Origin of the sequence: Mesorhizobium sp. IMUNJ 23033 (assembly GCF_044778005.1) — a bacterium.
Classification (GTDB): domain Bacteria; phylum Pseudomonadota; class Alphaproteobacteria; order Rhizobiales; family Rhizobiaceae; genus Mesorhizobium; species Mesorhizobium amorphae_A.
Window position 1 is genome coordinate 58,123 of sequence record NZ_JBJACT010000021.1, and the last position, 20,270, is coordinate 78,392.

Consider the following 20,270-nt stretch of genomic DNA (forward strand, 5'->3'; position numbering starts at 1 on the left):
ATCGCCCGCTGACTCGGGCTCCATAGCCAGTCCGCGGGGGCGCATGAAACCAGCCATCCTCTTGCTTTTGCTCGCAACAGTTCTGCCGTCCATACCGGCGCAGGTGCTTGCGACCGTTCTGCCGTCCGCGCCGGCACAGGCCCCCGACTGGAAGCCGGTCGAGAAAATCGACAGCTACGCCATCTCAGGCCAGACCGCGCCCGAACTCTACGCCTCGATCGGCGAAAAGGGCCCGCTGATCGGCAAGGACGTCGTCGGCAACAAGGTACGCGTCATCGCGCATACCAATTTCAAGCTGACCTGGACCAGGGACTACCGGCCGGAAGGCGGCGCCTGTATTCTGAAATCGGCGCGACCGAAGCTGATCATCACCTACACGCTGCCGAAGCCGGCCGGCCCGCTGCCGCCCGCCCTGCAAAAGCGCTGGGACGTCTTTGCCGCCGGTGTCGCCGCGCATGAGAAGGTACATGGCAAACAGATCGTCGACATGGTGCAAAAGATCGAGGCGCTGAGCGTCGGCTTCACCGTCGCCAGCGACCCCGACTGCAAGAAGATCAGGACCGAACTGACGAACAGACTTTCCGAACTATCGCAAGCGCAGCGGCAGGCCAGCAGAGACTTCGACCGCGTCGAATTCAGCCCGGGTGGCAATTTTCAAAGGCTGGTGCTGGCATTTGTGAATGGGGACTAGCGCAGTCGGATTCACCACAGGGGCGACGAAGTTAAGCACTTGCCGCCGCGCGGGTTTACAGGCTGGTTTGGTAGCGCTACCGTCGCTGAGTCTGTCGCGCGACCAGAGGGGACTGGAGGCTGTCGCGGGGCGGGACTGGAACGGTTTCCTCAGGGGCGTCGGGAAACCGTTTGGGAGGAGAATAAATGGCGTCTGTCGCGATTGGCGAAGTCTATAAATCATTCGGTACCGTCGAAATCCTGCATGGCGTCAGCGTCGATATAGACGACGGCGAGTTCGTCACGCTGGTCGGGCCGTCGGGTTGCGGAAAATCGACCCTTCTCAGGATGATTGCCGGCCTGGAGAAGATATCGCGCGGCCAGATCTCGATCGGCGAGCGTGTCGTCAACAACGTCGCGCCCAAGGAACGCGACGTTGCGATGGTGTTCCAGAACTACGCGCTTTATCCGCATATGACGGTCGCCGAGAACATGGCGTTCTCGCTGATGCTCAAGGGTGTCGCGAAAGCGGAGAGCGACGCCGGCGTTAAGCGCGCGGCCGAAATCCTGGGACTGGTGCCGTTGCTGGCACGCTATCCGCGCCAGCTCTCCGGCGGCCAGCGCCAGCGTGTCGCCATGGGCCGGGCGATCGTACGCGATCCGGCGGTTTTCCTGTTCGACGAGCCGCTCTCAAATCTCGACGCCAAGCTGAGAGTCCAGATGCGCGCCGAGATCAAGGAACTGCACCAGCGCCTCAAGACCACGACGGTCTATGTCACCCACGACCAGATCGAGGCCATGACCATGGCCGACAAGATCGTGGTCATGCATGACGGCATCGTCGAGCAGATCGGGCCGCCGCTGGAACTTTACGACCGGCCGAACAATCTGTTCGTCGCCAGTTTCATCGGCTCGCCCGCCATGAACATGCTCAAGGGCGAAATCGCAATCGACGGCACGCCGTCCTTTCGAGGCGCCGGCGGGATTTCGGTGCCGTTGGCAAGGCTGCCTTCCACCGGCAAGGGCGAACCGGTGGTGCTGGGGATAAGGCCCGAGCACCTCAGGCTGTCCGACCAGGGCATTCCAGTCACCGTCGTGGTCGTCGAGCCGACCGGGTCGGAGGTGCAACTCATCGGCCGCACGCCCGGCGGCGAGGACATCGTCGCGAATTTCCGCGAGCGCCATTCCTTCACGCCGGGCGAGACCGTGCGGTTGACCGCCGAGCCTGGCCTCATCCACCTGTTTCACGGCGAAACCGGGCAGCGACTGGAAACCCGCGCCGGGCAGTAGGACTTATACAGCGAGGAAACATCAGAGGAGGAAACGACCATGAAATTCACAAGACGCGATGTGATCCGCACGACCGCCGGTGTGGCGGCGGGAGCCTTGGGAAGCCGGTTCGTCGGTTCGCCCGCCTTCGCCCAGGAGGGGTTGAAGTACAAGCCCGAGGACGGCGCCAAGCTCAGGCTGCTGCGCTGGTCGCCCTTCGTCCAGGGCGACGAGGACCAATGGCTGAAAAACACCAAGCGGTTCACCGAGGCGACGGGCGTCGAGGTTCGCGTCGACAAGGAAAGCTGGGAGGATATTCGCCCCAAGGCGGCGGTGGCTGCCAATGTCGGCTCCGGCCCGGACCTGATGTTCGTCTGGTTCGACGACCCGCACCAATATCCCGACAAACTGCACGACGTGACGGAACTGGGTGAACACCTGGGCACAAAATACGGCGGCTGGTACGACGGACCGAAGCAGTATGCGACGCGGGAAGGCAAATTCCTCGGCCTGCCGCTGGCCACCATCGGCAACGCCATCGTCTACCGGGAAAGCTGGGTCAAGGAAGCTGGGTTTTCGGAGTTTCCGAAGGACACGGCGAGCTTCCTCGAGCTTTGCAAGGCGCTGCAGGCGAAGGGCCATCCGGCCGGCTTCACGCACGGCCATGGCGTCGGCGACGGCAACAACTACGCGCATTGGCTGCTGTGGAGCCATGGCGGCCAGATGGTCGACGAGAGCGGTAAGGTGACCATCAACAGTCCCGAGACGCTGAAGGCGATCGAGTATGCGCAGGCGCTCTACAAGACCTTCATTCCCGGCACCGAAAGCTGGCTCGACGTCAACAACAACCGTGCCTTCCTGGCCGGCGAACTCGGCGTCATCGCCAATGGCATTTCCGCCTACAACACCGCCAAAATCAACAAGGACAATGATCCGAAACTGGCTGAAATCGCCAAGGACATCCGCACCACCAACCTGCCGATCGGCCCGGTTGGAAAAGCGGTCGAGCTGTTCCAGGTGACCACCGCCGTCATCTTCGACTACACGCCCTACCCCAATGCAGCCAAGGCCTACCTGCAGTTCATGTTCGAGGATCCGCAGATGACGGACTGGATCACCTCGTCGGCGGGCTATTGCTGCCAGACGCTCAAGGCTTTCGACAACAATCCGGTGTGGACGGCCGACCCGAACAATGCCGCCTACGCCAAGGCCTCGGCGACGCTGCGCCCCAACGGCTATGCCGGACCGCTCGGCTACGCCTCGGCGGCGACCATGGCCGACTATGTGCTGGTGGACATGTTCGCCAAGGCCGTGACCGGCCAGGCGACGCCGCAGGAGGCGATGGAGGAGGCGGAAAAGCGCGCCAACCGCTACTACCGCGTTTGAGCGCACAACCGAGTCGGGCAGCACGATCGCTGCCCGGTCCGGTGCCTGAAATCGCTTGGCGGCCGCCCGGGCCGACCACCTCCTGAGGAGCTGTTCCCATGGCCGTGTCGTCCGTCGCCGTCCAGCCGCGTCCGTCGATCCTTTCGCGCCTGTCCGAAAGCCATAACGCGCTTGGCTTCGGCTTCATGCTGCCGGCAGCGGCGCTGCTTTTGGTTTTCCTGACCTATCCGCTCGGGCTCGGCGTCTGGCTCGGCTTCACCGACGCCCGCATCGGCCGCCCCGGCATCTTCATCGGCGTCGAGAACTACGAGTATCTGTGGAGCGACGCCGTCTTCTGGCTCTCCGTCTTCAACACGCTGCTCTACACGATCAGCGCCTCGCTGCTGAAATTCGTGCTCGGCCTCTGGCTGGCGCTCATCCTAAACCAGAACCTGCCGTTCAAATCATTCTTCCGCGCGATCGTCCTGCTGCCATGGGTGGTGCCGACCGTGCTGTCGGCCATCGCCTTCTGGTGGATCTACGATTCGCAGTTCTCCATCCTGTCCTGGGCGCTGCAGCAGATGGGCCTAATCGACCACCGCATCAATTTCCTTGGCGATCCGACAAACGCGCGCGCCTCGGTCATCGCCGCCAATGTCTGGCGCGGCATTCCTTTCGTCGCCATCACGCTGCTCGCCGGCCTGCAGACCATACCCCAGTCCCTCTACGAGGCGGCCACGCTCGACGGCGCCAGCCGCTGGCAATTGTTCCGCTATGTGACGCTGCCGCTGCTGACGCCGATCATCGCCATCACCATGACGTTTTCGGTGCTGTTCACCTTCACCGATTTCCAGCTGATCTATGTGCTGACCCGCGGTGGCCCGGTGAATGCCACCCACCTGATGGCGACGCTGTCCTTCCAGCGCGGCATTTCCGGCGGCCAGCTTGGCGAAGGCGCGGCAATCGCGGTCGCCATGATCCCGTTCCTGCTGGCCGCGATCCTATTCAGCTATTTCGGCCTGCAACGGCGCAAATGGCAGCAAGGCGGCGGAGACTGACATGGCCGCGACAAAGAGAACCAAGCGCCCGGAAATCGACGAAGGCGGCATGGGCTACCTGCAGAGCCTGCCGCGCCGCGTCGTGACGGTCTATCTGCCGTTGCTGGTGTTCGTCATCGTGCTCCTGTTCCCGTTCTACTGGATGACGATCACCGCGGTTAAGCCCAATCTGGAGATGACCGACTATCAGAATTTCAACCCGTTCTGGGTGGTGCATCCGACATTGGAGCACATCCGCTACCTGCTCTTCGAGACGTCCTATCCAGGCTGGCTGCTCAACACGATCATCATCTCGACGGCCGCCACCTTCCTTTCGCTGCTGGCATCGGTGTTCGCCGCCTACGCGATCGAAAGGCTGCGGTTCTCCGGGGCGCGGCAGGTCGGCCTGGCGGTGTTCCTCGCCTATCTGGTGCCGCCGTCGATCCTGTTCATTCCGCTGTCGGTGATGGTGTTCAACCTTGGGCTCTACGACACGCCGTTTGCGCTCATCCTCACCTACCCGACCTTCCTCGTTCCGTTCTGCACGTGGCTGTTGATGGGCTACTTCCGCTCCATCCCGTTCGAGCTGGAAGAATGCGCGCTGATCGACGGAGCGAGCCGGTGGCAGATCCTCACCAAGATCGTGCTGCCGCTCTCGGTGCCCGGCCTGATTTCCGCCGGCATATTCGCGTTCACCCTGTCCTGGAACGAGTTCATCTATGCCCTGACGTTCATCCAGTCGTCGGAAAACAAGACCGTGCCGGTCGGCGTGCTCACCGAACTGGTCCGCTCCGACGTCTACGAATGGGGGGCGCTGATGGCGGGAGCGCTGATCGGCTCGCTGCCGGTCGTGGTGCTCTACTCCTTCTTCGTCGAACACTACGTTTCCTCAATGACCGGCGCAGTGAAGGAGTAATCCTGCGAGCATGCCGCGCGAACGCGGCGACAATGGCCGCCTGTGCCAAGATCACCGATGGCACGGCCTAGAAATTGATCTCCACCGAAGCGGCGCTGCGCTTCGCCTCACCATGGAACACCGCCTCGATGTTGTTACCGTCCGGGTCGAGCAGGAAGGCGGCGTAGTAGCCGGGGTGGTAGGGACGCTCGCCCGGCGCGCCATTGTCGCGGCCGCCGGCCGCAAGTCCGGCCTTGTACCAGGCATCGACCATGGCGCGGTCCCTGGCCTGGAAGGCGAGATGGTGACGGCCGGTCAGTACGCCCTGAGCGGCGCGGCTGTCAGCGCTGGAGACGAACAGCTCGTCTGCCCAGAAGTAATCCTCGGCCTCGCCGCCGACCGGGATGCCCAGCACCTCGAACACCGCGCCGTAGAAGCGCCGGCTCGCCTTCAGATCGCGCACGACGAGCTGGATGTGGTCGATAAGACGGCCCCGATGAAGCTCCATTGTCTCACTCCTTCTGATCGCGATGGCTTCAATCTAGGTTAGGATCGCGTCCGGTCAATTCGCAGGACCTGCCGCGCTTCGCTGCGGCACAAACTGGATAAAAAATGCAACCGGATTGTAGGATCGGCTCCCGTCACAGCGTCCTCCGGACGCAAGCGGCTCGACAAGGCACGAAAAGCGTCGCGCCGCATCGAACTGATTTCGGGAGCAAATCATGAAGCCTTCCTATCGTTGGGTCATCGTCGCGGCCGGCGCGCTGATGAGCTGTGTCGCCATCGGCGTGATGTTTTCGTTGGCGATCTTCCTGGAGCCGATGGCGCTCGACACGCAGTGGTCGCGCGCCGGCATATCGAGCGCGATGACGCTGAATTTTTTGGTGATGGGCCTCGGCGGCTTTGCCTGGGGTGCCATCTACGATCGTGTCGGTGCCCGCCCCGTCGTCTTCGCCGGCACGCTGCTGCTGGGGCTGGCGATGGTGCTGGCCAGCCGCTCCGGCTCGCTGCTGGCGTTCCAGATCACCTATGGCGTGCTGGTCGGGCTCGCGGCCAGCGCCTTCTTCGCGCCGATGATCGCGCTGACCACGACCTGGTTTGACACCAACCGCAGCCTTGCGGTGTCGCTGGTCTCGGCCGGCATGGGTGTGGCGCCGATGACGATCTCGCCCTTCGCGCGCTGGCTGATCACGGCCTATGACTGGCGCACCGCCATGTTCGACATCGGCGTGATGGCCTGGGTGCTCTTGTTGCCGGTCGCCTTCCTGGTGCGCCAGCCGCCTGTCCCCGTTACTGCCGCAGACGGCGCCGCTGCCGGTCCCGCCGCCGACGATCCCGGCATGTCGGTTGGCCAGGCGCTGCGATCGCCGCAGTTCATCGTGCTCGGCCTCACCTTCTTTGCCTGCTGTGCGGCACACTCCGGCCCGATCTTCCACATGGTGAGCTATGCGATGCTCTGCGGCGTCGCCCCGATGGCGGCGGTCACCATCTACAGCGTCGAGGGTCTTGCTGGGCTCGGCGGCAGGCTGCTCTATGGCGTGCTTGCCGACCGTCTCGGCGTCAAGCCGGTGCTGGTCGCCGGACTGGCGATCCAGGCCGTGGTGATCGCCGGCTATCTCGCCGTCCGGCAGCTCGACCAGTTCTATGTGCTGGCCGTCATCTTCGGCGCCACCTATGGCGGCGTGATGCCCCTCTACGCGGTGCTGGCGCGCGAATATTTCGGAGGGCGCATCATCGGCACGGTGCTCGGCGCCGCCACAATGCTCTCCAGCCTCGGCATGGCCTTCGGACCGCTCGCCGGCGGCATGGTATTCGATGCCTATGCCAGCTACTCTTGGCTGTTCATCGGCTCGGCCCTTGTCGGGCTGGGTGCGGCGGGAATTGCCATCGCCTTCCCTCCTTTGCCGCGCAGGGCAGAACTGCAGCCGGCCTAGGCGTGCCAAAGCAATGGCCGCTCGCGGGAGCGGCCATTGCTCCAGGATTTGTCGCCGATCCCGTTGCCGGATGCCATCGAAACCGGCACGATCTGTGGTATTCTGGCCCGGCGCATCGGGAGCCACCGCATTGACCAAAAGCTTGGAAGCCGAAGACGCCAGGGGGTGGTCAAGCCTGCTCGTCGCCGCAGAGAAAGGCGATGCGGAGGCCGTGCAATCGGAGCTGGCGGCCGGTGCGGATATCAATCAGGCGGACGAAGGCGGCTGGTCGGCGCTGCATCTTTCGGCCCTCAATGCCCACACGGCGACGGTCGAAGCGTTGATCGAGCACCCCGAAATCGACGTGAACTCCAGAAACAAATGGAAGAGCACGCCGTTGAGCCTGGCGGCGGCCAAGGGCCATTACGCTTCCATCTCGGCTCTCGTGAAACATCGCGCAATCGACATCAATGCCCGTGCTGACTATTACGGCCGCACCGCGCTGATCGAAGCCGCCAAGAACGGGCATCTGGATGTCGTGAAGCTGCTCGTCGAGCATGGCGCCGACGTCAATTTGATGGACAAGACCGGGCGCAACAATGCGCTGATCGAGGCCATCAAGGGACGGCATTTCGACATCGCCGAATATCTGCTGGAGACCAGGAAGGTGAACTTCCTCAACCGGGATATGCGCCTGAACGCGATGATCTGGGCGGGAAGCTGCCACAACCCCCAATTCATCGAGAAGCTGGAAGCCGCGATCAGCAGTTTCTTCGAAGGCAAGTGAGCGCGGCAGGGCCACACCTCTCGCCGCCCTGCCCTGTCAACCGGTGCCGGAGCGCGAGGCCACGCGGGTGTCGTCGCGAGGCAGCCGCTCGTCGGAAAGCAGCACCACTGGGCAGCGGCAGCGCTGCAGCACATCGCTCGTCGTCTCGCCGAACATCAGTTCCTCGCCCGGGCGCCGCGCCACGCCCATGACGATCAACGCCACCCCCCTGCCAGCCTGGCGGGCAATGGCATCGGCGGCGGCGGCCCTGCTGCGGATGGCGGTCTCGACTTCGACGCCGTAGCGGTCGGCAAGCGCGACAATGTCCTTCAGCACCGCCTCCCTGCGGCGATGCGAGACGGTGTCGCGCGGCTCGTCGCGGCCGACCCGCGCAACATGGAGCATCTTGACCGGCGCGCCGGTGACGCTGGCAATGGCAAGCGCCAGCTCGGCGCCGCGGCGGGCGACCGACGTGCCGTTGACCGGCACCAGGATCCGGCCGGCCTCGGGGCCGAGCCTCGGCATCTGCCGGCCGGCGGCGGCGGGCTTCAGAACCAGGCAGAGCGGGCCGTCGAAGGCACCGGCGATCTCGTCGACGCGGCGGCTGAAGCCACCCTTGGCGGTAAGCGCGCGACCGAGCCCGACAATCAGCATGCCGTAGCCCTTGCGCGCCTCCTTCGCCACCGTCTGTGCCGATACGGGCGTGCCATGCCGGCGGGTGACGGGAGCCCTGGCGGCGGGCTGCTCGTCGGCCACCTTCGCCGCCTCGCGGTTGTCCTCGGCGCCCTTCTCGATCTCCTCCAGCTTCGATTCCGCTCCCGGCTCGACGTCGGTTTCACCGTCGGCATGCAGCACCGTCATCGGCTTGCCGGCGCCGATCACGCCGGCCATGTAGGCGGCGAAGCGGCCGACGGCGCCCTCGTCGGCCACCACCAGCAGCCGCTCCAGATTGGCGACGAAGCCGCGCTGGTCGATCTCCTCGCGCTCCAGCCTTTTCTTCTCGGCCTCGCCGATCGACAGCCGGCCAAGCGCCCAGCGCAGCGTGGGCGGCATCGCCAGCGTGGTGATGACGGCCATGGTGACGATCATGGTGAAGAGGTTGTGCGAGAGCACGCCGACCGACAGGCCGATCGAGGCGACGATGACCTCGGTCGAGCCGCGCGCATTCATGCCGCAGCCCACCGCGACCGCCTCGCGAAACGACATGCCGGCCAACTCCGCGCCGATGAAGGCGCCGCCGAACTTGCCGAGGCTGGCAATCGCGACAAGTGCGACGGTGAGCAGCGCCAGTTGTGGGTCGACCAGCACGGTGAGGTCCGCCGACAGGCCGGCGACACCGAAGAAGACCGGCATGAACAGCGCCGTGATGACGCCGCGCAGCTGGCCCTCGATGTGGCGCGACAGGATCGGCGACTCGCCGACCAATATGCCGGCGACGAAGGCGCCGAGCACGGTGTGGACGCCGATCAGATCGGTGATCAAAGCCATCGCGCCCATGATGACAAGGATGACGGTGACGACGGCGAATTCGCTGCTGAAGCTGTCGTTGGTCCAGCGGATGGCGTCGAAGACGATGCGGCGGCCGAGCGTGAAGGAAAACAGCATGAAGGCGGCGACACCGGCCAGCGTGAAGACGAGATTGCCGATCTCGATGCTCCCCTTGGTCGCGATGCCGATGGTGATGGCGATGATGACCCAGCCGATCGTGTCCTCGATGATCGCCGAGGAGACGATGATCTGGCCGAGGTCGCGGCGCATGAAGTTCATCTCGCGCACCACCATGGCGACGATCTTGACCGAAGAAATCGACAGCGCGGTGCCGAGGAAGAGGCCGGCGACGACGCGCTCGCTGCCCGCGGCGAGCAGCGAGGCCGGCATGGCCTGCGCGGCCGCGAAGCCGAGCACGAAGGGGATCGCGACGCCGGCGGCGGAGATGGAAAAGCAGGCGCGGCCGACCTTGCGCACCAACCGGAGGTCGGTCTCCATGCCGGTGAGCAGTAGCAGCAGGAGCACACCGAGCTGGGCGATGGCGTTGATCATGCTCTTTTGCGAAGCGTCGCCGGAGAAAACCAGACGCTCTGCCTCGGGCCAAAGCCAGCCGAGCAGCGAAGGCCCGAGCAGAATACCGGCGATGAGCTGGCCCATGACGGCCGGCTGGCCGATGCGTTCGAGCAGTTCGCCAAGACCGCGCCCGACGACCAGCAGAAGGATGATCTCGAGAACGAAGATGCCTTCGCTCGACATGCCGGTCTTTTCCGCCGGCCAAGCCACGGCCGGGACCAGGAACAGGGCCGCTGCCGCGATGCCGACTGGCCAGCGCCATTTGTGCAGGAAGGGAATCATGCACCCCTCATTCTGTCGGAAACAACGGTTGCAGGCGACATCGGTTGCACGGGTCGTTCACCCTCCGGCGCACCAAGCGGCGTCCGGACAATTCGATTCAAATGCGGCTGTGGATGTTTGCTTTCGGGTAAAGCGAGTCGCGCATGTTCGTTAGACGGCGGGCAATAAGGAGAAGCTAATGAAAAGCGACTTTGCCGCCGCTCGCCTGCATCTGGAGCGGGCCTGCCACTATCTGCGCGGCGACGACGAAACGAGCAGCGAGGCCCTTTCGGCGCTCGACTTGCTGATCGAGGCGATCGTTGCTGCCCAGTATACACGGCCGGCGGCGGAAGTGGTGGATTTTCCTCGGTCGGCAAGGCTGCGGTAGTCCCACGAAGCCCGGGCTGACGACACGGTCGGGCACTCCCAAAAGGCCGTCCCACACGGCCGCAAGCGACATGGCAGAACAGCGAGGCCGCTTCGCACGGGAGCGGCCTTTGTTATCGGACGGCGGGTCGGCAATCACCCGTCTTTGCGCTCATGAAAACGCTACGGGACAGGCTTCGGGGCTGATCGCCGTTAGTACGTTAATAAGCATTTGGTAATAAAAGACCGACAATGAAATACAGGCTCGATCCAGCGCATAGGATGCCGGCATTCCCGGCGGATTCGTGCCATGCGCATTAGAAGCCAGATCATCCTCAGCATGGTTAGCGCGGCGGCCTTGATCGGGCTGGTTGGCGGCGTCGCCATCTTCACGCAGATCGCGGCGACCAAATATCTGGGACTGACCGAAGCAACCAATGTCGCGCAGGAACTAGCCGACACGATTGTCTTCAAATCATCCGACGGGACGCCTTCGCTGTTCGAGCGGCCTGATGCGCTGCGCGAATTCCTGGAGTTGCAGCACCATCGCTCCCTGCGAGATTTCGTCGTCGTCGACCGTAACAAGACCGTCATCTCCCATGCCGCTGACGAAGAACACCATATCGGCTCCCGGTTCGATCACGACCCCGGCAACGAAGTTGGCCAGACCCTTGCGGACGGCGTCCCGCGCAAGTTTTCCGATCCCAATGAAGGCATCGACATACTGGCCGTTCCGATACAGCATGCCGAGGGTACGATCGCCGGCGCCGTACTGCTTGAATACGATCCCCTGCTGCGCGCCGCCGAACAGCGCACCAACAACCTGCTCTGGCTGGTTGGCCTCAGCGCGGCGGCGGCCGTGCTGGTCGCGGTGGGGTTTGCATGGCTGCTGCTCAGCCGTTTCGGTGCCGGCCTCAACGATATGATGCGCGGCATGGAAGCGCTGGCGAAAGGCAATGCCATGACGCGCATCAGCCATGCCCGCAAGGATGAATTCGGCCAGCTGGCCGATGGGTTCAACACGATGGCGGACCAGCTTGCATCGGCGCGGGCGCATATCGAGGATATCGTCGAGACGGCGGCCGAAGGCATCGCGGTGCTGGACGGCGACGGCCGTATCGCCAGCGCCAATCCGGCGGCGGCAGCGATGATCGGGCGGCGCGCCGACAAGATCGTCGGGCAGCAATGGGATGCGGTGCTGACGGTGCGCGACCCGAGAGGCGGTGCGTTCGCGGCCGGCGCTTCTCCCGTCGAAATGGCTTTGGCCACCGGCCGCCAGCACCAGGGCGAAGTGCGCCTGACGAGATCCGACGGCTCGCATCTGCCGGTCATCGCCAGTTGCAGTCCGCTCAGCCGATCCGACGGCGGTCTGGTCCTCACGCTCAACGACATCAGCGAGCTGCGCCGCGCCGAAGGGGTCGTCAACGAGCGTGCCGATCAATTGGCAATCCTCAACCGCGAGCTGCACGAGAAGTCGGAAACCACGACCCGCCTGGTGAAGCTTGGCGAACTGCTGCAGGCCTGCGTGACCTTCCCGGAAGCCTTCTCGGTGGTCGGCACGGCCATGACAGAGTTCCTCGGCGGCTTGAGCGGAACCGTGCATTTGACCAGCGCCTCGCGCAACCTGGTCGAGGAGATGGCGCATTGGGGCGACGTCCGGTCGAGCGTCACGCAATTTGCGCCCGAGGATTGCTGGGCGCTGCGGCGCGGCCAGGAGCATGTCGCCGGCCCTGGCATGCTGACGCCGCGCTGCGCCCATATCACCGAGAACGGCAAGAAGGGCTATGTCTGCATGCCGCTGGCGGCGCAAGGCGAGACGCTGGGCATCCTGCATTTGTGCGAGCCGAACGCGGCCGACAAGCCGCAATGGCTGGCTGAACGGCAGCAGATCCTGCGCGGCGTCGTCGACACGCTGGCATTGGCGCTGGCCAATCTACGCCTGCGCGAGACGCTCAGGCAGCAATCGATCCGCGATCCGAACACCGGCCTGTTCAACCGGCGCTATCTCGAGGAAACCAGCAGCCGCGAACTGCGCCGGATGGAGCGCTCGGCGCAGCCGCTGACGATCCTCATGCTCGACGTCGATCATTTCAAGCAGTTCAACGACACGTTCGGCCACGAAGCCGGCGACCTCGTGCTCAAACAGGTCGCCGCCACATTGATCGAGCACGCCAGGGACAGCGATGTCGTGTCGCGCTATGGCGGCGAGGAATTCGCCATCGTCATGCCGGGATGCTCGATCGAGGAAGGCGCCGAACGGGCGGAAGCGCTGCGCCAGGCTATCAGGCAGCTGCATCTAACGCATCGCGGTCGCACACTGGGCACCGTGACGGTCTCGTTCGGCGTCGCCGCCTACCCCGAGCATGGCGCGGGCTGGGCCGAAATCACCAATGCCGCCGATCACGCGCTCTACGATGCCAAGGGCGAAGGACGCGACCGGGTTGTCGTCGCGAAGAGCGGTGCTCCCGGCGAGCGGCCCTCGATCCAGCTGGTAGCGGCCGCGAAAGCGAGTGCGGACGTCAAGGGCTAATACGCTCTAGCACATGCGCCGTCGCGCCCGAGCTCGCGCTACGCTGCTCCCCTCCAGCGTAGCAACCGCATCGCGTTCGCCGTCACCAGGACCGTCGCTCCGGTGTCGGCCAGGATGGCGAGCCACAGACCGGTGATGCCGATCACTGTCAACACCGCCTTCAGCCCCAGCGCGATGGTAATGTTCTGCTTTGATGAAGGCAGGTTCTTGACCTTCCAGCTACTGGAACCCTTAGCCTGACGGAATCCGGGGATGAGGTAATCCGGCGGAGACCTCTTCTATCCGTATCGAGGAGCGAAAGATGCATCGACGCGGTTTTCTGGCGGCAGGCCTGGCGACGGTGCTGGCGAGTCCGCGCGCGCTGGCGCAGATGAAAATGGACCACATGTCCACTAAGCCGGGGATGGGCGGTCATTCAGGACACGATATGGGCGACATGTCGCAAGGTGCGACCATGCTGCCCGAGGGCAAGGCGCTGCGCGAATTGCAGCTGTTGGCCAACGAGGCCGCACGTCCCGGCCTGTTCAAGGCGAGGCTGACGGCCGAGCCCGCTGTCGCGTGTTTTGCCGAGGGACAGGACACGCCGATCCCTGCCTATAATGGCCAGAGCCCAGGCCCGCTGATCGAGGCATTCGAGGGCGACCGTGTCGAGATCACCTTCGCCAACCGCATCGGCGAGGAAGCCAGCACGATCCACTGGCACGGCATGCCGGTGCCTGCCGACCAGGACGGCAACCCGATGGATCCTGTGGCAGCGGGCAATGACCGCATCTATGCCTTCGACCTGCCGGACGGCAGCGCCGGTTCTTACTGGTACCACCCTCATCCGCACGGCAAGACGGCCGAGCAGGTCTATCGCGGCCTTGCCGGCGCCTTCGTGGTCAAGTCCAAAGTCGATCCGGTTCCAGCCGAGTATGGCGATACTGTGCTGGTGCTGAGCGACCTTCGGCTGGCCGCCGACGGCTCGATGCCCGCCAACACCATGAGCGACCTGATGAACGGCCGTGTCGGCGACTATGTGCTGGTCAACGGCCAGAAGAACCCGCGGCTTTCGGTGGCGAAGGGCGCCAAGCGGCGCCTGCGGCTCTACAACGCCACCAATGCGCGCTTCCTCAAGCTCGCCTTCGATGGCGCGCCGACGACGATCATCGGAACGGATGGCGGCCTGCTGGAGAAGCCGGTTACGGCCGACGAGATCCTGCTCAGCCCGGCCGAGCGCATCGAGCTGGTCGTCTCCTTCGACAAGCCCGGTCCCGCCGACTACGATCGCGGCTGGATGGGGCCCGGCCGCCCAGCCGATGCGGGACTGACGCTGCTCACGGTCGATGTCTCCGAGACGCCGGTGCAAGCGGTCCCGCCGCTGCCCGAGCGGCTGCGGCCGATCGCGCCGCTCCCAGCCCCTGCCCTCAGCCGGCGCCTGGTCTTCACCGAGACCATGGCGATTAACGCCACCGGCATGGAGATGGGCTTCCTGATCAACGGCAAGGCCTTCGACATGGCCCGCGTCGACATTGTCGCCAAGGCCGGTGAGACCGAGCTCTGGGAGATCGTCAACCAGGCCGACATGGACCATCCGTTCCATGTCCACGGCACGCAGTTCCAGGTGTTCGAGCGCGAGCGCGACGGCATCATCTCCAAGCCGTCCTATCTTGCCTGGAAGGACACTGTGAATGTGGCGCGCGGCGAAACGGTGCGGCTCCTGCTGCGGCAGGAACGGCCGGGGCCACGCATGTATCACTGCCATATCCTCGAGCACGAACAGCTCGGCATGATGGGCGTTCTCGACGTGCAGGCATGAGGACCGGCACCGTGTCCGCCGCGGCGATGCTGGCTCTGGCCTCATCGCTGGTCGTGGCCTCGTCGCTGACCGCGGCCCCGAGCGAAGCCATCGTGACGGCGCGCCAGGCTTCGATGAAAGAGATGGCGGCAGCGGCGAAAACCGTCGCCGAAATGTTCGACGGCAAGCGCGCCTATGACGCCGCCGGCTTCAAGGCAGCGGCCGCGACGCTCAGCGCCCGCACCGGCCCTGCCCTGATCGCCGAATTCCCCGAGGGCACGCTGGGCGCGCCATCAGGCGCCAAGCTGGAGATCGGCCAGGGGCGGCCTGAATTCGATGCACTCGGCCGTCACATCGGCCGGCTCGCCGCAGCACTCGCCGCCAAGGCCGAAAAGGCGCCGGCCGAAATTGGCGACGACATGCGGATGGGAGCGGGCCTGCCGATGGATGGCGGCAGCCTCCTCGGCAAGCGGCCTAACGCCACGGAAACCGACCCCGCCAAACTGCCGGCCGAGCATCTGCTGCATCTCATCCTGCAGGACTGCTCGAGTTGCCATTCGAAATTCCGGCAGAAGGTGGAGTGATGCAGGCATCGTGTCGCCTCAATTCGAGCAATCTGCCACTGCAACGGCTGTCGATCCGGGCGATAAGGCGCCAAGCCATGCCGAGCGGTCTTGATGTCGCAGCGCCGGGTGATCACGGGCTTGGGACTTGCAAAAGCCGTGCTTTGCGGCCAGCCTAGGCAGATGATGGCCCGGCTGTCGCCAAGACATCTCTTAGTCATGCTGCTCGCGGTCTTCCTGGCCGCAGGGTTCAGCCTGTCCGCCGCTCAGGCGAGCGTGATGTCGGCAAAGATGGCAATGACAGCCGATGACGGCATGGCCATGTCTACCGATACTGGCATGGGCAAGATGGCAGCCGATGCCACCATGGATGGCGACTGCAAGGCTTGCCTCAAGGATGCCGGCGGCAGCGACAATCCGATGCATTGTCCACCGACCTGCATTGCGCCCGTGCTCGCGGTGCTGCCGCAAGACCTCACCGTGACGGCGGTTCCCCGGCCACAGCAGCCGCCGGCGCTGCCCACCCCGTTCCTCAGCGGGCGAAGTTCCCTGCCCGACCCATACCCTCCCAGATCCAGCAATCTGAGCTGACGCCCAGTCCCTGTCACAGGCAGGCGACTTCGGCGTCTGATCGTCTTTGCGCGCGTTCCGCGTGTCGAGACCAATTCGCAGATCGCAATGACGAGAACCAATGCCGCTCCGCTCCATCGGTCTCGTGGGTCCAGAAGGGTTCAAGGTGAATACCGATTTCAGTTTTGCTGTCTCGCGCCGCGGATTTCTCGTCGCGGCGGCGGGTGCTGCCGTGTCCGCTTCGCTGCGTCCCGCCCGCGCCTCCGCCGTGGACGAACGCCAGATCAAGGTCGCGCCGGGTCAGGCGCGATTCAGCGGCGCGGATGGGCCGTCAACCGCTGTCTGGGCCTATGACGGCACCATCCCCGGCCCGATTCTGCGCCTGCGGCAAGGCGAGCCCGTGCGCATCACCGTCGAGAACGGGCTGGAGGAAGACACGACCGTCCACTGGCATGGCATCCGCCTGCCGAACGCCATGGACGGCGTGCCAGGCCTGACCCAGCCACCCATCAAGCCGGGCGAGAGCTTCGTCTATGAATTCACGCCGCCCGATGCGGGGACCTTCTGGTATCACCCCCACGCCGACAGCCTGGTGCAGCTCGGCCGTGGGCTCGCCGGCGCGCTCATCGTCGAGGAACGTGAGCCGGTCGCCGTCGACCGCGACCTTCTGTGGCTGCTGCAAGACTGGCGGCTCGCGTCCGGCGGCCAGATCGCCGCCGGCTTCGGCAGCGCGATGGATGCGGCGATGTCCGGCCGCGTCGGCAATGTCGTCACCATCAACGGCAGAGCGCCGGCCGACCTCAGCGTCAAGGCGGGCGAGCGTGTCAGGTTGCGGCTCGCCAATGCCTCGCTTGCGCGCATGATGGCGCTGCGCTTCCAAGGACACAGCCCGGTCGCCATCGCCATAGACGGTCAGCCTTGCGATCCGCATGAACCGGAGGGTGGCCGCCTTGTGCTGGCCCCAGCCATGCGCATCGACATCGTGCTCGACATGCAGGGCGACCCCGGCAGCCGGCACGCCGTGATCGACGACTTCTATGATGGGCTTGCCTATACGCTGACCACGCTCGCCTATGACGCCGAACCGCCGCTCAGGGCGCATCCGCTCGACGCGTCGCTTGCCCTGCCGCTCAATCCGCTGCCCGCGCCGGACCTCGCGAATGTCGTACGCCAGGAGATCGTGCTGCAGGGCGGCATGATGGGTGGCGGCAAGCTCGCCGGCGTCGGCGGCATGATGGGCATGGCGACGCCTGGCATGCATGGCGGCGCTGCGTGGGCGATCAATGGCATGTCGATGACCGGCGACGGCCATGCAGGCATGGCACCGCAGTTCACGCTTGAACGCGGCGCCACCTGCCACCTCACCATGCGCAACGAAACGGCGTGGTGGCATCCCATGCATGTCCATGGCTTCAGCATGCTGGTGCTTTCGCGCAACGGTTCGCCGGTGCCGCATAGGCAGTGGCAGGACACGGTACTGCTCGCCCCGAAAGACATAATCGAATGCGCCTTCGTCGCCGACAATCCCGGCGACTGGATGCTGCACTGCCATGTCGCCGACCACCAGATGGCCGGCCTGATGACGGTCTTCCGCGTAAACTGAACCTCTTCGTTCAACCAAGGAGAACTGCAATGAAACTGACCTACCGCCTCGCCGCCCTTTCCCTGTTGATCGCGACGCCGCTGCCTGCGTTCGCGGCGACCATCAATGCGGTGATGTACAAGAACCCGCAATGCAGCTGCTGTGAATCCTATGCCAACTACCTCGAGCACAACGGTTTCAAGGTCGAGATCAAGTCGGTCAACAATCTCTCGCAGATCAGCAGCGACGCCGGCGTGCCGGCCGACCTCCAAGGCTGCCACACGCTGATGGTCGACGGCTATATTGTTGACGGCCTGGTGCCCGTCGACATCGTCAAGAAGCTGCTTACGGAACGTCCTGCCATCACGGGCATCACGCTGGCCGGCATGCCGACGGGCGCGCCCGGCATGGGCGGCGAGAAGGATGGGACCTGGACGATCTATGCCTTCACAAAGGACGGCAAGGCGCCGACTGTCTACGCCACGGAATGAACGGCCGTGATAATGAGCCGATTGGTCCTGATTGCGATGTTGCTGACGTTTTGGCGGCCCGTATCAGCCGCTGAACCGCCGCAGAACTTTGCGGTTCACGAGGCGCCCGTGCCGGTTGCGGAAATCAGCTTCACCGACGGCGCCAGCCAGCCGAAAACGCTCGCCAGCTTTTCCGGCAAGGTCGTGCTGCTCAACATCTGGGCGACATGGTGCGCGCCCTGCCGGAAGGAGATGCCGACACTTGACAGGCTACAAGAAAAGCTCGGCGGACGGGATTTCGAGGTCGTCGCGCTCTCCATGGACCGCGCGGGCCCGGACATCGTCAAAAAGTTCTACGCCGAAACAGGCGTCACGCACCTTGCCCTGAATATAGACAGCTCCGCCAAGGCGATGTTCACGCTCGGCGCCGTAGGCCTTCCGATGACGTTGCTGATCGACCGTGAAGGCAAGGAGATCGGCCGGTTGATCGGGCCGGCTGAATGGGACTCACGCGACATGGTCGACTTCATCCGCGGCCGCATCGCCGCAAACCGGGAAAGGAAATGACCGATGCATGTCAGAATTGAAAGCGCGCTGGCGGCTCGTCATATCCCGCCGAGTTGGAGCGAATGGATGCGTGTGCTGCTGGCAGCGTTCGCGGTGCTGGTCGCCGGCTTCGCTCACGCGAGGGCGCATACGCTCGACGAGGTCGACGCCATGCTGGAGTCCGACGAGAAATATTTCCAGCAGATCGACAAACCGGCGCCAGACTTCACGCTGCGCACCGCCGACGGGCGTATCGTGCGGCGGGCTGACCTCACCGGCAAGGTCGTCGTCCTCCACTTCATCTACACCTCGTGCCCGGACGTGTGTCCGCTGCATGCCGAGAAGATCGCCGAAATCCAGAAAATGGTGAACGGCACGCCGATGAAGGGCCAGGTCACCTTCGTCACCATCACCACCGACCCGACGAGGGACACGCCGGAAGTGCTTCGCAACTACGGGCCGGCGCATGGGCTCGATCCGGTCAACTGGCTGTTCCTGACCACCACCCAGGATCAACCCGAGGACACGACCCGCAAACTTGCAGAAGCCTTCGGCCACAAGTTCAGCCTGAGCGACGACGGCTACCAGATGCACGGCACCGTCACCCACGTGATCGACAAGGAGGGTCGCTGGCGGGCGAACTTCCACGGCCTGAACTTCGCGCCCGTCAATCTCATCACCTTCGTCAACGCGCTGACCAACAATGTCGAGCGCCCGCACCACGAACAGGACGAAGGCTGGCTGGCGAAATTGAAGAGCCTATTTTGACCATTTCTCACCGGCGGCACGCCGGCATCCGGCGGTCCTAACGGATAGCAAGGGGAGACGAACATGAGCACAGGAGCAAAGGAGGTGAACCGATATCGCGGCATCCTTGGCGCCCTCCTGCTTGTAGGAATGACGGGATGGTTCCTGCTCGATCCAGGGGTTCAAGGGGCGCTGCAATCGGCGAACGCCGCAGGCGAAATGTCCCAAGATCAGCTCGACCAGCGGATACACGACTATATCCTCGCGCACCCAGAGGTTCTCGTGCAGGCGCTGCAAAGCCTGGACCAGCGCCAACGTGAAGCGGAGGCAGCCCAGGCCAAGGCGGTGCTCAAGGCGCGTGCAGACGACATCTTCCACGACAGGCAGAGCCCGGTCGGCGGCAATGCGCAAGGCAGCGTCACGCTGGTCGAATTCTTCGACTATAATTGCCCCTATTGCCGGCAGATGGCGCCAATCATGGACCAGGCCGTGGCCGACGATCCGCAGCTCAGGATCGTCTACAAGGAATTCCCCATCCTCGGCCCGGATTCGATGTTTGCGGCCAAGGCGGCGCTCGCCGCCGACAAGCAAGGTAAGTACACGGCGTTTCACAAGGCGCTCCTTGGGTCCAGGACAAGGGTGACAGAGGCGGTCGTGCTCAAGATCGCCGCTGAGGCCGGGCTCGATGTCGAGCGCATGAAAACCGACATGCAGCAGCCCGACATTCAGGCGCTAATCGACCGCAATGTGGAGCTGGCCCAGGCGCTGAGGATCACGGGAACACCAGGCTTCGTCGCCGGCGACCAGATCTTCCCCGGCGCGACCGATCTGGCAACGCTGAAGAAACTGATCGAGCAGGCAAAAAGCGGCAAATGATATCGAA

General features: G+C 64.4%; 19 protein-coding genes. 17 read left to right on the forward strand and 2 right to left on the reverse strand.

Annotated features, from left to right (window positions below):
- Positions 1 to 43 precede the first annotated feature (43 nt).
- The 5 genes from ACFX5Q_RS21675 (at position 44) to ACFX5Q_RS21695 (ending at position 5,256) form a co-directional block, all read left to right on the forward strand.
- Positions 44 to 691, forward strand: a complete 648-nt coding sequence (locus tag ACFX5Q_RS21675) for a DUF922 domain-containing Zn-dependent protease (RefSeq protein WP_404281307.1) — start codon at positions 44 to 46, stop codon at positions 689 to 691.
- Between the two features lie 185 nt (positions 692 to 876).
- Positions 877 to 1,959, forward strand: a complete 1,083-nt coding sequence (locus ACFX5Q_RS21680; protein ID WP_404281308.1) for an ABC transporter ATP-binding protein — start codon at positions 877 to 879, stop codon at positions 1,957 to 1,959.
- A gap of 39 nt (positions 1,960 to 1,998) precedes the next feature.
- Positions 1,999 to 3,324 (forward strand): ABC transporter substrate-binding protein, encoded by a 1,326-nt coding sequence (locus tag ACFX5Q_RS21685; RefSeq protein WP_404281309.1) that lies wholly within the window; start codon positions 1,999 to 2,001, stop codon positions 3,322 to 3,324.
- Between the two features lie 185 nt (positions 3,325 to 3,509).
- Positions 3,510 to 4,361 carry a carbohydrate ABC transporter permease gene (locus tag ACFX5Q_RS21690; protein WP_404281381.1) on the forward strand — a complete coding sequence of 284 codons (852 nt, stop codon included), beginning with the start codon at positions 3,510 to 3,512 and terminating at the stop codon, positions 4,359 to 4,361.
- A gap of 1 nt (position 4,362) precedes the next feature.
- Positions 4,363 to 5,256: a carbohydrate ABC transporter permease gene (locus tag ACFX5Q_RS21695; protein WP_192181583.1), complete on the forward strand. Its 894-nt coding sequence runs from the start codon at positions 4,363 to 4,365 to the stop codon at positions 5,254 to 5,256.
- Between the two features lie 67 nt (positions 5,257 to 5,323).
- Here ACFX5Q_RS21695 and ACFX5Q_RS21700 read toward each other — a convergent pair whose 3' ends face one another.
- Positions 5,324 to 5,743: a VOC family protein gene (locus ACFX5Q_RS21700; RefSeq protein WP_404281310.1), complete on the reverse strand. Its 420-nt coding sequence runs from the start codon at positions 5,741 to 5,743 to the stop codon at positions 5,324 to 5,326.
- A gap of 214 nt (positions 5,744 to 5,957) precedes the next feature.
- On the opposite strand from ACFX5Q_RS21700, the gene ACFX5Q_RS21705 reads away from it, so the two are divergent.
- Entirely contained in the window at positions 5,958 to 7,169 is a 1,212-nt protein-coding gene (locus tag ACFX5Q_RS21705; RefSeq protein WP_404281311.1) for an MFS transporter, read from the forward strand.
- A 130-nt stretch (positions 7,170 to 7,299) separates the two neighbouring features.
- Complete coding sequence (locus ACFX5Q_RS21710) at positions 7,300 to 7,935, forward strand: ankyrin repeat domain-containing protein (protein ID WP_404281312.1); 636 nt, start codon at positions 7,300 to 7,302, stop codon at positions 7,933 to 7,935.
- A 36-nt stretch (positions 7,936 to 7,971) separates the two neighbouring features.
- Here the strand turns inward: ACFX5Q_RS21710 and ACFX5Q_RS21715 are convergent, their stop codons facing one another.
- The gene (locus ACFX5Q_RS21715) at positions 7,972 to 10,257 is read right to left on the reverse strand and encodes a cation:proton antiporter (protein ID WP_404281313.1); all 2,286 of its coding nucleotides are present in this window, start codon (positions 10,255 to 10,257) and stop codon (positions 7,972 to 7,974) included.
- A 178-nt stretch (positions 10,258 to 10,435) separates the two neighbouring features.
- On the opposite strand from ACFX5Q_RS21715, the gene ACFX5Q_RS21720 reads away from it, so the two are divergent.
- From ACFX5Q_RS21720 to ACFX5Q_RS21765, 10 genes are all read left to right on the forward strand, one after another.
- Positions 10,436 to 10,624: a hypothetical protein gene (locus tag ACFX5Q_RS21720; protein WP_192181579.1), complete on the forward strand. Its 189-nt coding sequence runs from the start codon at positions 10,436 to 10,438 to the stop codon at positions 10,622 to 10,624.
- A gap of 288 nt (positions 10,625 to 10,912) precedes the next feature.
- On the forward strand, positions 10,913 to 13,132 hold the full coding sequence (locus ACFX5Q_RS21725; RefSeq protein ID WP_404281314.1) for a diguanylate cyclase: 2,220 nt from the start codon (positions 10,913 to 10,915) through the stop codon (positions 13,130 to 13,132).
- Positions 13,133 to 13,433: 301 nt separating this feature from the next.
- Entirely contained in the window at positions 13,434 to 14,930 is a 1,497-nt protein-coding gene (locus ACFX5Q_RS21730; protein WP_404281315.1) for a multicopper oxidase family protein, read from the forward strand.
- Entirely contained in the window at positions 14,927 to 15,493 is a 567-nt protein-coding gene (locus ACFX5Q_RS21735; protein WP_404281316.1) for a cytochrome c, read from the forward strand. Before ACFX5Q_RS21730 ends, ACFX5Q_RS21735 begins: the two co-directional genes overlap by 4 nt.
- 93 nt (positions 15,494 to 15,586) lie before the next feature.
- Positions 15,587 to 16,063 carry a hypothetical protein gene (locus ACFX5Q_RS21740; protein WP_404281317.1) on the forward strand — a complete coding sequence of 159 codons (477 nt, stop codon included), beginning with the start codon at positions 15,587 to 15,589 and terminating at the stop codon, positions 16,061 to 16,063.
- A 145-nt stretch (positions 16,064 to 16,208) separates the two neighbouring features.
- The gene (locus tag ACFX5Q_RS21745; RefSeq protein WP_404281318.1) at positions 16,209 to 17,645 is read left to right on the forward strand and encodes a multicopper oxidase family protein; all 1,437 of its coding nucleotides are present in this window, start codon (positions 16,209 to 16,211) and stop codon (positions 17,643 to 17,645) included.
- Positions 17,646 to 17,674: 29 nt separating this feature from the next.
- The gene (locus ACFX5Q_RS21750) at positions 17,675 to 18,115 is read left to right on the forward strand and encodes a DUF411 domain-containing protein (protein WP_404281319.1); all 441 of its coding nucleotides are present in this window, start codon (positions 17,675 to 17,677) and stop codon (positions 18,113 to 18,115) included.
- A 108-nt stretch (positions 18,116 to 18,223) separates the two neighbouring features.
- Positions 18,224 to 18,661, forward strand: a complete 438-nt coding sequence (locus ACFX5Q_RS21755) for a TlpA disulfide reductase family protein (RefSeq protein ID WP_404281320.1) — start codon at positions 18,224 to 18,226, stop codon at positions 18,659 to 18,661.
- A 66-nt stretch (positions 18,662 to 18,727) separates the two neighbouring features.
- Complete coding sequence (locus ACFX5Q_RS21760; RefSeq protein WP_404281382.1) at positions 18,728 to 19,408, forward strand: SCO family protein; 681 nt, start codon at positions 18,728 to 18,730, stop codon at positions 19,406 to 19,408.
- A gap of 63 nt (positions 19,409 to 19,471) precedes the next feature.
- The gene (locus ACFX5Q_RS21765) at positions 19,472 to 20,263 is read left to right on the forward strand and encodes a DsbA family protein (protein ID WP_404281321.1); all 792 of its coding nucleotides are present in this window, start codon (positions 19,472 to 19,474) and stop codon (positions 20,261 to 20,263) included.
- Positions 20,264 to 20,270: the final 7 nt, after the last annotated feature.